Genomic DNA, 11,537 nt, shown 5'->3' on the forward strand with positions numbered 1-11,537 from the left:
GTTTAATTGAATATAAAAATTTTTAAAAGTTTATACATCGGCGTTAGGCCATGTATAAACCACCATTTACATGTAATACCGTACCGGTAATGTAACCTGCTTTATCACTTGCAAGGAAACTCACCGCATTTGCGATATCTTGTGGCTCACCTAAACGATTTAAAGCCACTTGATCACTCATTTTTTTGCGAATGTCTTCACTAAGTGCATCTGTCATTTCTGTTGCAATAAAACCTGGCGCCACACTATTTACAGTAATTTGGCGGCTACCCATCTCTTTTGCAAGGCTACGGCTGAATGCTTCAATACCTGCTTTAGCAGCAGAATAGTTCGCTTGGCCTGGGTTTGCAAAATGAGCTACAACAGAACTGATATTAATAATTCGACCAAAACGTGCCTTCGTCATACCCTTAAGCACACGTTTAGATAAACGATAAACTGCTTTAAGGTGAATGTTGAGAATGTCATCCCAATCATCTTCAGACATACGAAGCAACAAATTGTCTTTCGTAATACCTGCATTGTTCACTAGAACAAGTACAGGACCATAGTTCTGTTCAATATGAGAAACGACTGCTTCAATCTCGTCGAGATTACGCACGTCGAGCGCCAAACCTGCACCTTGTTCACCAAAGCTATCACTTAACTTTTGTGCACCAGATTCAGAAGTCGCAGTACCTACAACAAAATAACCGTCTTGAATAAGTTGCTGGGCAATGGCAGCGCCAATACCCCGACTCGCGCCCGTTACTAATGCAACTTTGCGTTCTTGTGTCATGCAATTTTTCCTTCTGCCACTAAAACAGCATTTAGGGCATCTTCCATTTTGCTCTTACTATCAATAGAAAAAGCTTTTTCAATATTTGGTAAACGCTTTGCGAGGTTACTCAATACTGTACCTGGACCACATTCAACAATGTATTGAATACCTTGGTCTTGTAGAGACTGCATGGTACGTGTCCATTGTACTGATTGGTACAATTGTGCAGTTAATGCCTGACGCAATTGAGCAACATCGGTAGCTATTCCCGCGTTGACATTTTGTATTACAGGAATGGTAGGTAGCTCAATGGCAGTTTGTTCCAAAGCTTCTGCAAATTTCTCAGCGGCAGGTTTCATCAACGAACAATGAGAAGGAACTGACACTGGTAAAGCAATTGCTTTAGCTGACTGCTCTTTTGCCAAAGCCATGACTTCTTGTACAGAAGCTGTACTTCCTGCAATCACAACTTGACCTTGTGAATTATAGTTTGCAGCTTCTACAGAACCTTCACCTGACGCACTCACGGTTTGACAAAGTTCAACCACTTTTTCATCAGCCAAACCAAGGATTGCAGCCATAGCCCCTTGACCTTGAGGTACAGCACTTTGCATGAGTTTGCCACGCAAGTTAACCAATTTAACTGCATCCGCCAAGCTCATAGAGCCTGCAGCTACCAATGCACTGTATTCACCTAGTGAATGTCCTGCAAGGAATTTAGGTGCCAGACCACCTAAATCAAGCCATACACGCCATAAAGCGATACTGGCAGTTAATAACACAGGTTGGGTATTTTCTGTTTGGTCAAGACCTTCGCCACTTTGCGCAATATGCCAAAGATCAAATCCAAGAGCATCTGAAGCTTCTGCAAAAGTTTGCCCGACCCCACTAAACTGTTCTGCTAGTTCAGCAAGCATACCGACTTTTTGTGAACCTTGACCAGGAAACACAAACGCAGTTTTTGTGGCTAAAGCTACTTGTTCAAGACGTTTAGCAGACATAAGAAATCCTTTTTTGGGTTTTCACTCATTTCTGGAGCGGAAATTTAACATGTTATTTATATATTTATAATTGCGAAAAACAACAAAAAAAGGGAGCTTTCGCTCCCATTTTTTCTATACTTAAGCATCACGCTTAATGCATATCATGCAATTATTCAGCATCAGCTGCTTTAGCGAATAATTGACGACCACGGTAGAAACCGTCTTTAGTCACGTGGTGACGACGATGAGTTTCACCAGTTGCTTGGTCTACTGTTAATGCATTCTCGGTTAAAGCGTCATGTGAACGGCGCATGTCACGGCGAGAGCGACTTTTACGGTTTTGCTGAACGGCCATGATGGCTCCTTACAAAGATCGAAAAAATGGATCAGAACAAATTCAGTTGTCTTATCTCACAATTATAACACAAATTATGAGTTAAGTTTACCCTTCAAACCTGCCAAAACATCAAACGGATTATCCCGTTTTTCTTCGACAACATTCTGAATGGTAGGTTGATGTTTATGTTCACAAGCATCATGCTTGGGAGATAAAGGCATCAACAATAACAGTTCATCTTCTAGTAATGCGAGTAAGTTAATCGAGGCAGGCGTATCATAATCGCCTTTCGTCGAAGACTCACTTTCACCTAAAACGATGAAATCAGCATCCTCATCCAAGCGCTCTATCAGTGACTCATCATCCACTAATGCAATATGGAAGTCTAAGACAAGAGGCATTTCAACAGGTTCCAAACAACGTTGGCACTCCATTGGAACTTTCGTGTCCATGTGACCGTCCATCCACACAATGCGATGATATGCATCCATTGATAGCTTACAGTCTATGTTGATCAATTGGTTATCAATTGATCCAACAGCTTCACGAGCGATACGAGCAAAGCGAGACAAGGGCAGTTGACCTGACCATGTAAAGCCTTGTTCAGCCCATTTAAACGGCTCAATCTGTGCCGGAAAGGTATTTGCTGACATAATTAAGGCGGCAATTCTACAAATTCATCGGTACTCTGTCAAAGATTAAGATACAATTTTGCACTTCTTTAGACAGAACTCGGGGTAAATTAAGCAATGCACCTGTTGCAGCCGCAACCTGAAGTTAACACTTCATTACTCGTTTGCACCCATTCAACTCATCAGAACACTCTTGTACCTGACCTAGTGCAACTCTCACCATGGTCAAGCTCAAAATCGGAGTCTGAGCAAGTTGATTGGCTTATTTTACACTTTAATCACTGGTTTTCCCACCATAATGTGACATTAGTTCGTGGTGATTTTGAACCTGAATATTTCCCAGCGACAAATAAAGAACCAGCCAAGATCCAATTTGCTCACGGTTTCTTTAATAGTGCTTTGCATGAAATTAGTCATTGGTCTATTGCAGGCGAAAAAAGACGTCTATTACCAGATTTAGGTTATTGGTATGCACCTGATGGTCGCACCCAAGAACAGCAAATTTTATTTGAACAAGTAGAAATTAAGCCTCAAGCAATTGAATGGTTATTTGCACAATCTTTTGGTCGAAAATTTAGAGTTTCACTCGATAACCTTACAGGTGATAGCGGTGATGGCAAACTATTTAAAGATAACGTTTATGCTCAAGTGCAACGTTACTTTTCGGGTGAAGCCAAGTTGCCACGTGATGCATCAGCATTTATTGGTTTTATTTGCCAATGTACACGTTCGGGAACATCTTTACAATTAAATGAATTTAAACGTGAACTCCTTGATTAATTGACAAAAAAGCTACGTTAATTACTTGCCTAGGCCATTTAAAAAGCCTAATAATTATTTTTAACACTGGCCTGATGGAGTCTCTAAAATATGATGCATTTACATGTACATCCTGAAAATCCACAGCAACGCCTCATTGCCCAAGCGGTTGAACGTATCCGAGCAGGAGATGTTGTGGTCTACCCTACCGATGCTGCCTATGCGATTGGGTGTCAAATCGGTAATAAAAATGCCATGGAACGTATTGCACAGATTCGTGGTTTAGGGCCTAAACATCAATACGCCATTATGTGCTGTGACTTATCTGATATTGCAACTTATGCAAAAGTTGATAATGCGACATATCGTTTATTGAAAGCGAATACACCGGCTATTACTACGTTCATTTTACCTGCAACAAGTGAAGTTCCTCGTAGATTGATGCACCCTAAAAAGAAAACAATTGGCTTACGTATTCCGAGTAACCCAATTTGTCAGGCTTTATTAAAAGAACTTGGTGAACCTCTACTTACCAGTACATTAATTTTACCAGGTCAAGAAGATCCTCTAGATGACCCTTACGATATTGAAAATCAGTTAGATAAACGAATTGATGTATTTATTGATGGAGGTTTCGGAACTCTAACAAGTACAAGTATTGTTGATTTATCGGGTGAACATCCTGAAATTATCCGTCGTGGTGTTGGCAACGTAAGTGCTTTTGAATAAGCACTTACATTTTTTACCAATAGTTTTAAAAAAAGTATTATCACTCAAAAAAATACTCTTTATTTATTTTGGATTTTTTTTACACTTTAGTCGTTAAGTAATTTATTAAAAGACACAATTCATTTAGAATGATTTTCACTATCTGCTGTTCTTCTACTTACAGCTGTCTAGGACTTGAATAACAAGTCTCATGCTTTTGAAAATTCGCGTGGCTTATAATCGTAATGAATCAATCACTTCATCAATCCATGGAAGACGCTCCACACATCCGTGTTTTAGATGAGTGGCATGACAAAATTCCAGAAGATCTCTATATACCTCCAGCTGCATTTGAGATTTTACTCGAGCGGTTTGAAGGTCCATTAGATTTTTTAATTTATCTGATTCAGAAAAACGGTTTCGATTTAATTCAACTCGATATTGCTCCTATAGCGACTCAATATTTGGCCTATATGGATAGCATGAAATCTTTAAATATCGAGTTGACAGCAGATTATATGGTGATGGCTGCTTTATTGGCTGACTTGAAGTCTCGCCTACTTTTACCAAAACCTACAATTATAAGCATTGAAAAAGACCCTAAGCAGGAGCTTATTGATCGTCTTGAAACCTATCTACGCATTAAGCAAGCAGCTGAGCGTTTAGGGCAAATGCCAATTCTTGAGCGCGATACATTTAGTGCCAATGTAAGCTTAGGACATATCTCTCCTGTTTATGAAGGTTACGATATCTCAGCGCTACATGATGCGTTGTTCTGTGTATTTAATCGCCCTGAACCTATTACCCATGTTGTCGCTCAAGAACCTGTTTTGCTCGAAGAACGTATTGCATATATTGAAGAGAAATTAGAGTCTGGTGATGTGTTAAGTTTTAAAGAATTACTCAATCCCCAGCAAGGTCGTATGGGAATGGTTGTTACATTTATGGCAGTTTTAGAATTGACTCGCCAACAGAAAATTAAAATTATTGCCACTGGTATTGAAGCCCCGTTAGCAATTCAAGGATCTTCAATATGAGTAGTTTTGAACAAAATAATAATGATTTGTCATTAGCTGACATTCATCATGAAGTCTTATTACAACTTGAAGCAATTATCTTTGCCAGTGAAGCACCTGTTTCAATTGCCCGCTTAAAAGAAGCATTTAACAATCAATATAATAAACAACAGCTTCGTCAGCTTTTGCAGCAGCTCGCGCTATTACAACATGGTCGGTCTATTGAGCTGATTGAAACAGCACAAGGGTTTCGCTTTCAGGTAAGATCTAAATATCGTAGTATTATTGCGCAAATTTGGCCAGAGCGACCAACAAAACTGTCGCCTTCATTACTAGAAACCCTGGCTGTCATTGCTTATCATCAACCGGTTACCCGAGCTGATATTGAACAAATTCGTGGTGTATCTAATAATAGTCAGATTCTTAGAACACTATTTGACTGGAACTGGATTAAAGAAGCCGGTTTTAGAGATTTACCCGGAAGACCTGCGTTGCTAATTACAACGCCTCAGTTTCTGAATGCTTTTGGTCTAGCCTCTCTAGGCCAATTGCCTCCCCTACAGAACGCCAAGGAAGCCTTTATGGCTCTCGATGCAAATGCACCGAAATCATAAAGAGGTGGACTGTTGATCATTATGTCTAAGGTTGTGCTGTCATGAGTGAAAAATTGCAAAAAGTATTAGCGAGAATCGGATTAGGTTCCCGCCGATATATGGAAGAGGTTATTGCCGCAGGACGCGTGAGTGTAAACGGTCGTGTTGCCCAAGTGGGTGAGCGCATTGAACCAGGCGATGAGTTACGCATTGATGGCCGTAAAGTTCAGTTTCAGATTGAAGACGAAATTCGTCGTCGCGTACTGATTTATTATAAGCCTGAGGGTGAAATCTGTTCACGTAATGATCCTGAAAAACGCCCAACCGTATTTGATCATTTACCACAAATTGCCAATGACCGCTGGGTAATGGTAGGTCGTCTGGATATTAACAGTACTGGTTTATTACTATTCACAAATGATGGCGAACTTGCTAACCGCTTAATGCACCCATCTAATGAAATCGAACGTGAATACGCTGTTCGAGTAATGGGTGAGGTAACGCCAAAACTACGCCAAAACATGGTTAACGGAGTAGAGCTCGAAGATGGTCCTGCCAAATTCGAATCATTCTCTGAAATTGGTGGTGAAGGTATTAACCGCTGGTACCAAGTTGTAGTAAAAGAAGGTCGTAACCGCGAAGTACGTCGTATTTTCGAATCGCAAGATCTTAAAGTAAGCCGTTTATTACGTACACGCTACGGTACAGTTATTTTACCGCGCGAATTACGTACTGGTCGTTGGATGGAACTCGACAAAACTGACATCGATAACTTAGCCAAATCGGTTGAGTTAAAGCCACGCCAAGGTACAGGTCTATTTGGTATGGCAAAACGCCGTACTGATCGTATGACTGAAAAACCAATGGCAGCACGTCGTGGCGGTTACTTACGTCAACAACGTCGTGATGATGAAAAAGAAGCTCCTGTTAACACAGGGAACCAACGTAAAGCGACTGGTTTTAACCGCGGTTCGAAGAAATTCTAAAATATTCATAAGATGTAAAAAAACCGCTCAAATTTGAGCGGTTTTTTATAGCCGTTTGACTTAATTCATTTTTGCCAGCTCAATCCATTCAGCTTCGGGGAAATGAATTGTTAAATAGTCTTTCAAGTAATTTGAAGTATCTTGAGAAATTAATGGATCTTTTGATTCATCTTTTAGGTTATATACCAAGGCTTGTAATTTCAACCCACGAGACTTAAGTGCTTCAAGACTAAGCAAAGTATGGTTAATACTTCCCAAACGACCCGATGTTACTAAAATAACGGGAAACTGGTGCTGAGCAACATAATCAATGGTCAGCAGACTGGTGGTTAATGGCACCATTAAGCCTCCCGCACCTTCCAACAATACAATTTCAAAACGCTCCGCCAATGTTTGGGTCGCATCTTCAATTTTTTGAAAATCAATTTCTCGGTTATCAAGACGTGTTGCAAGATGAGGTGAAGCAGGATAACTGAAGATTTCAGGCATGGTTAGCTTGTCATGATCTTCTTGAAACCAGCCCTGCCCCATAATTTCACGATGCTTTTCAATATCCTCAGAAATATCAGCGTTACCTGTTTGAATGAGTTTTTGGGTAATCACTTTTTTACCCTGCTCAGTCCATAATTTTGCTAAGAAACCTGTCGCGTAGGTTTTACCAATTTCGGTATCAATCCCACTCACAAAATAGATCTGGCCACTCATTTACTTCATTCTCCGGGCAATACAATAAATCGGATGATATGTTAGGGAATATCCCTCGACACACTTAAACCGATCATAATCTTGATAAAACTGTTGTAAAGTTTGCTTAGTCCAACGATGCTGCGCCGTTGCTGTTACACCTGTTGCTTTTAAATGTTGCAATACGGCTTTAGGTGAATCGAAATAGAGTTGAGTTTCTGATTCTGACAAATGCAAAATCTCAAAACCAGCCTGAATTAAGACACTATTCCAATTTTCAACTGACCAATAACTTAAACCTTGTCCTGTTAATTCTTTAATCTCTAATAAATTTTTAGATCCAAAGGTTGAAAAGCACAACCAACCTCGCTCAGTTAAAGCCTCATTACAACGTTTGAGTAAGTGCGGTAAATCTTGCATCCACTGTAAAGCTGAACCTGAAACAATCATATCGAGCTGCTGGGGAAAGTCTAAAGTTTCAACATCCCCAATCAACCATTTTAAATTTTCTTGATGACTAAAGTGCTGCTGCACATCTGCATATAGATCATTCAAAATTAACTCTTCAAACTGAAAAGATGTAGCAAGAAGACGAGTTAAATTGCCAGAACCACAACCAATTTCAAAAACACGCGACATCATACGCGGGCAGAACTGCTGAACTAAACCTGTTAAATTTTGGCAAATCTGCTTTTGAACAATTGCATGCTCTGAATAGGTTTGTCCTGCTTTGGCAAAACGCTGGGCAACTAAGTTTTTATTCAAACTCACAGAAAACCCACCAATGCTTCAAGTTCATGTTGCTCAACCATTGATGTTAAGGAAATACGCAAACGCGAACTATTTTTAGGTACTGTTGGTGGACGTACAGGCATGGCATAAAAACCGCTTTCCTGAACCTGTTTCGCCTTATCGATAGCAGCCTGACTTTCTCCCACAATCACTGGAATAATATGGCTGGTCGATGGACTCACATACCCCTTTTGCACCACTGCTTGTTGAAGATATTGGCTAATATTTTTTAAATGTTCACGTTGAGATTGAGCGTTTAATACTTTTTGAAAAATAAAATTTGCCCAAGCCATAACAATCGGAGGTTGAGCAGTACTAAAAATAAGCGGGCGCATTTTATTAATGAGATAATCTTTAATAATTGGATGGCAAATAATATAACCACCGACTGCTGCTAGCGCTTTACCCAAGGTACCAACTAGAAAATCAATTTCCTGAATTACATTATATTGTTCGGCACACCCTAAACCTTGCTGTCCACGTACGCCAATTGAATGCGCTTCATCGACATATAACATGGTTTTAGAAAAGCGTTTTTTAAGCTGGACTAAAGCGGTTAAATCTGTTTCATCGCCATCCATACTAAAAATACTTTCCGTGACCACAATGATTCGTTCAATCTGGTCATCATCATGATACTTTTGTAGAAGTTGCTCTAAATGCTGCAAATCATTATGTCGATAGCGCACATACTGGGCACCAGACAAACGGATCCCATCAATCATACTGGCATGAACTAACTTATCCGCCAATATTAAAGTTTTACTATCAGCAATAGCTGGCAAAATACCAATATTCATATGGTAGCCACTATTAAATAATAGTGCCGCTCGACCGCTAAATGCTTGGCTTAGGCTATTTTCTAATTGTTCATATTCGTCAAAATTTCCCGTTAATAGACGTGAAGATGAAGAACTAAAATAGCTACGCTCAATTGGAAAGCTATCTAAAAACTCGTGACGAAGATTGATATCAGCAGCCAACCCAAGATAGTCATTTGAAGCTAAGTTGAGCATCGTTTTATTTTGAATTGTAATAAAACGTCCGTGCTGCACATTTGGGGTAAATTGTCTAAAGTTACCTTGTTGCTTTAACTCATCTAATTCGGCAGAAAAATGATCAAGCAATGACATCTTAATTCGCTCCCTGCATCGTTTGAACAACTTCAACCAACTGTTCGAGCAAATAGCTTAACTCTTGATGCGTGATGACATACGGTGGCATCACATAAACCAATTTTCCAAAAGGACGGATCCAGATTCCGCGGTCTACAAATTGTTGCTGTAAGGTTTTCATATCAACATTAAAGGTGAGTTCTACTACACCAATTGCACCCAGCACTCGCACATCGGCAACATAATCAAGCTGACTTAAAGGCGTTAAATATTGGCTAAGCTGTTGTTCAATTCGCTCAATATTAGCCTGCCAATCTTGCTCAATTAACAATTGCGTACTTTTCAAGGCAACGGCACAGGCAAGTGGATTGGCCATAAAGGTTGGGCCATGCATAAACACCCCAGCCTCACCGCGACTAATGGTTTCTGCAACCTGCTTTGTCGTTAAGGTAGCAGATAACGTCATGTAGCCGCCTGTTAGCCCTTTACCTATGCACATAATGTCTGGCTCAACTTGTGCATGTTCCCAAGCAAAAAGCTTACCCGTGCGACCAAAACCAGTCGCAATTTCATCGAAAATTAATAACAGATTATATTGTTCACAAAGTGCTTTCGCCTGACGTAAATATTCAGGATGATAAAAACGCATACCCCCTGCACCTTGTACAATCGGCTCAATAATCAGTGCAGCAAGGTTTTCATGATTTTGCTGAATAGCTTGTTCTAGGTCAGCAATATCTTCTTGATTCCACTCTTCATGAAATTTGGTTTGCGGTGCTGCTACAAAAAGACGGTTCGGTAAACTTGTACCAAAAATCTGATGCATGCCTGTCACTGGATCACAAACAGACATCGCATTCCATGTATCACCGTGGTAACCAGAACGCGTAGTAATAAAATTTGTTTTTTGTGGTTGGCCTTGTGCTGTCCAGAATTGCACAGCCATTTTCAAAGCAACTTCAACGGCAACCGAACCTGAATCTGCATAGAAAATTTTATCGAGATTCGGTGGAGTAATTTTTAAAAGAATTTTTCCAAGTTCAATGGCAGGATCATGAGTTAAACCACCAAACATGATATGCGACATGTTCTGTAATTGATCCGTCACTGCCTGATTGAGTTCAGGGTGGTTATAGCCGTGAATTGCACACCACCATGACGACATACCATCAATTAAAGTTGTACCATCATCTAGTTCAATCGTTGCCCCATAGGCACGTTTAACTTTAAATGTTGGTAAAGGTTGGGTCATTGAGGTATATGGATGCCAAATATGTTCCAAATCAAAATTATCGGTCATCCTCTATACCCTTTTACAGCAATTAAATCTTTCATTTAGCACATGTTAAACCTGTTAAGAATGAAAGAAAATTGCGAGATCCACCAAAGCTTATTAACTTTGCTGATGAATTGTTAAAAATTGGCAGATTTCTTCAATTGTTCGGTCCATTTCTAGATATGGAAAAGCATGAGTAGCGCCTTCTAGCACTTTATAATTCATGTTTTCTGTTGTGATATTCTTGAAATTTTCAATAATTTTGCAAGGAACAACATTATCTTGCTCGGCAAACACATGAAGCTGCGGACCTGGGTAGCTTTTTATGTTATCTACCAAATTTAGTTGTTCAAGCATTTTCAAACCCACTGATAGCAATTCACTTGAAGGAGGATTTGCTATGTTTTGTATGCTTACCCAATCTTGTTTGGCCTGAGATGAACCGAGTGTAATTAAATAATAAAAACGCTTTAAAGTGACTTGCGGGTTTTGAAAAAAAGAAGCTTTAAATTGACTAAACACATCAGTAGGCATTGCAGTTTGCCAATCAGGGTGTGCAACAAAACAAGGATTTGAAGCAAGTGTAATTAACGTTTTAGTTTGCCCTGTTCGTTGATAAAAGTTGTCAACCAGTTGAGTTGCTAACTGTCCACCTAAAGACCAACCTATTACTACATCAACCTCAGACACTAAATCAAGCTGTGCTTGAAAGTTACTATCTAAAATATTAAAAATATTAATAAGTTGCGTCTCAAAACCCATTTTTTCCAAATGCAATTTAAGGGATTGCAAAGGTTCGACACCTACTCCCCAACCTGTAATTAATAAAATTTTATTTTGTAACTTCATATGCCTGCTCAAAGCCGATTTTATAAGGATTATATAATAATATCGAT

At 39.6% G+C, this 11,537-nt stretch carries 14 protein-coding genes; 5 read left to right on the top strand and 9 right to left on the bottom strand.

Going from position 1 to position 11,537, the window contains the following annotated elements; all coding sequences use genetic code 11:
- Window positions 1-43 precede the first annotated feature (43 nt).
- From fabG to HJG58_RS07070, 4 genes are all read right to left on the bottom strand, one after another.
- Window positions 44-778, bottom strand: coding sequence for a 3-oxoacyl-ACP reductase FabG (fabG, locus tag HJG58_RS07055; protein WP_002120395.1), 735 nt, complete (start codon window positions 776-778; stop codon window positions 44-46).
- Window positions 775-1,761 carry an ACP S-malonyltransferase gene (gene fabD, locus HJG58_RS07060; RefSeq protein WP_170248382.1) on the bottom strand — a complete coding sequence of 329 codons (987 nt, stop codon included), beginning with the start codon at window positions 1,759-1,761 and terminating at the stop codon, window positions 775-777. The genes fabG and fabD overlap by 4 nt, the downstream gene beginning before the upstream one ends.
- A 151-nt stretch (window positions 1,762-1,912) precedes the next feature.
- Entirely contained in the window at window positions 1,913-2,098 is a 186-nt protein-coding gene (rpmF, locus tag HJG58_RS07065; protein ID WP_000290730.1) for a 50S ribosomal protein L32, read from the bottom strand.
- A 74-nt stretch (window positions 2,099-2,172) separates the two neighbouring features.
- Window positions 2,173-2,733, bottom strand: a complete 561-nt coding sequence (locus tag HJG58_RS07070; protein WP_002120393.1) for a YceD family protein — start codon at window positions 2,731-2,733, stop codon at window positions 2,173-2,175.
- 96 nt (window positions 2,734-2,829) lie between these two features.
- Between HJG58_RS07070 and HJG58_RS07075 the strand changes: the two genes are divergently transcribed.
- From HJG58_RS07075 to rluB, 5 genes are all read left to right on the top strand, one after another.
- Window positions 2,830-3,492, top strand: a complete 663-nt coding sequence (locus tag HJG58_RS07075; protein ID WP_171545249.1) for an elongation factor P hydroxylase — start codon at window positions 2,830-2,832, stop codon at window positions 3,490-3,492.
- Between the two features lie 90 nt (window positions 3,493-3,582).
- Window positions 3,583-4,200 carry an L-threonylcarbamoyladenylate synthase gene (locus tag HJG58_RS07080; protein WP_170248383.1) on the top strand — a complete coding sequence of 206 codons (618 nt, stop codon included), beginning with the start codon at window positions 3,583-3,585 and terminating at the stop codon, window positions 4,198-4,200.
- Between the two features lie 224 nt (window positions 4,201-4,424).
- Window positions 4,425-5,216, top strand: a complete 792-nt coding sequence (locus HJG58_RS07085; protein ID WP_017387236.1) for a segregation and condensation protein A — start codon at window positions 4,425-4,427, stop codon at window positions 5,214-5,216.
- A complete protein-coding gene (gene scpB / locus HJG58_RS07090) occupies window positions 5,213-5,809 on the top strand; it encodes an SMC-Scp complex subunit ScpB (RefSeq protein WP_086266038.1) in 597 nt (198 codons plus the stop codon). The genes HJG58_RS07085 and scpB overlap by 4 nt, the downstream gene beginning before the upstream one ends.
- A 41-nt stretch (window positions 5,810-5,850) precedes the next feature.
- The gene (rluB, locus tag HJG58_RS07095) at window positions 5,851-6,774 is read left to right on the top strand and encodes a 23S rRNA pseudouridine(2605) synthase RluB (RefSeq protein WP_016142048.1); all 924 of its coding nucleotides are present in this window, start codon (window positions 5,851-5,853) and stop codon (window positions 6,772-6,774) included.
- Window positions 6,775-6,834: 60 nt separating this feature from the next.
- Here rluB and bioD read toward each other — a convergent pair whose 3' ends face one another.
- The 5 genes from bioD to HJG58_RS07120 all read right to left on the bottom strand — a co-directional run bounded on the left by bioD (window position 6,835) and on the right by HJG58_RS07120 (window position 11,490).
- Window positions 6,835-7,479: a dethiobiotin synthase gene (bioD, locus tag HJG58_RS07100; protein ID WP_170248384.1), complete on the bottom strand. Its 645-nt coding sequence runs from the start codon at window positions 7,477-7,479 to the stop codon at window positions 6,835-6,837.
- Entirely contained in the window at window positions 7,480-8,229 is a 750-nt protein-coding gene (gene bioC / locus HJG58_RS07105) for a malonyl-ACP O-methyltransferase BioC (RefSeq protein WP_170248385.1), read from the bottom strand.
- Window positions 8,226-9,383, bottom strand: a complete 1,158-nt coding sequence (locus HJG58_RS07110; protein ID WP_170248386.1) for an 8-amino-7-oxononanoate synthase — start codon at window positions 9,381-9,383, stop codon at window positions 8,226-8,228. Before HJG58_RS07110 ends, bioC begins: the two co-directional genes overlap by 4 nt.
- Window position 9,384: 1 nt before the next feature.
- Window positions 9,385-10,665, bottom strand: a complete 1,281-nt coding sequence (bioA, locus tag HJG58_RS07115; protein ID WP_170248387.1) for an adenosylmethionine--8-amino-7-oxononanoate transaminase — start codon at window positions 10,663-10,665, stop codon at window positions 9,385-9,387.
- A gap of 93 nt (window positions 10,666-10,758) precedes the next feature.
- Window positions 10,759-11,490 carry an alpha/beta fold hydrolase gene (locus HJG58_RS07120; protein WP_170248475.1) on the bottom strand — a complete coding sequence of 244 codons (732 nt, stop codon included), beginning with the start codon at window positions 11,488-11,490 and terminating at the stop codon, window positions 10,759-10,761.
- Between the last annotated feature and the right edge of the window lie 47 nt (window positions 11,491-11,537).

The sequence above is a fragment of the Acinetobacter geminorum genome (assembly GCF_013009345.1).
Classification (GTDB): Bacteria; Pseudomonadota; Gammaproteobacteria; order Pseudomonadales; family Moraxellaceae; genus Acinetobacter; species Acinetobacter geminorum.

Excerpts from the sequence above, each read along its gene's own strand:
- rluB (WP_016142048.1), top strand. The coding sequence starts at position 5,851 with ATGAGTGAAAAATTGCAAAAAGTATTAGCGAGAATCGGATTAGGTTCC.
- scpB (WP_086266038.1), top strand. The coding sequence starts at position 5,213 with ATGAGTAGTTTTGAACAAAATAATAATGATTTGTCATTAGCTGACATT.
- rpmF (WP_000290730.1), bottom strand. The coding sequence starts at position 2,098 with ATGGCCGTTCAGCAAAACCGTAAAAGTCGCTCTCGCCGTGACATGCGC.
- HJG58_RS07085 (WP_017387236.1), top strand. The coding sequence starts at position 4,425 with ATGAATCAATCACTTCATCAATCCATGGAAGACGCTCCACACATCCGT.
- HJG58_RS07080 (WP_170248383.1), top strand. The coding sequence starts at position 3,583 with ATGATGCATTTACATGTACATCCTGAAAATCCACAGCAACGCCTCATT.
- fabD (WP_170248382.1), bottom strand. The coding sequence starts at position 1,761 with ATGTCTGCTAAACGTCTTGAACAAGTAGCTTTAGCCACAAAAACTGCG.
- fabG (WP_002120395.1), bottom strand. The coding sequence starts at position 778 with ATGACACAAGAACGCAAAGTTGCATTAGTAACGGGCGCGAGTCGGGGT.
- HJG58_RS07075 (WP_171545249.1), top strand. The coding sequence starts at position 2,830 with ATGCACCTGTTGCAGCCGCAACCTGAAGTTAACACTTCATTACTCGTT.
- bioD (WP_170248384.1), bottom strand. The coding sequence starts at position 7,479 with ATGAGTGGCCAGATCTATTTTGTGAGTGGGATTGATACCGAAATTGGT.
- HJG58_RS07070 (WP_002120393.1), bottom strand. The coding sequence starts at position 2,733 with ATGTCAGCAAATACCTTTCCGGCACAGATTGAGCCGTTTAAATGGGCT.
- bioA (WP_170248387.1), bottom strand. The coding sequence starts at position 10,665 with ATGACCGATAATTTTGATTTGGAACATATTTGGCATCCATATACCTCA.
- HJG58_RS07110 (WP_170248386.1), bottom strand. The coding sequence starts at position 9,383 with ATGTCATTGCTTGATCATTTTTCTGCCGAATTAGATGAGTTAAAGCAA.
- HJG58_RS07120 (WP_170248475.1), bottom strand. The coding sequence starts at position 11,490 with ATGAAGTTACAAAATAAAATTTTATTAATTACAGGTTGGGGAGTAGGT.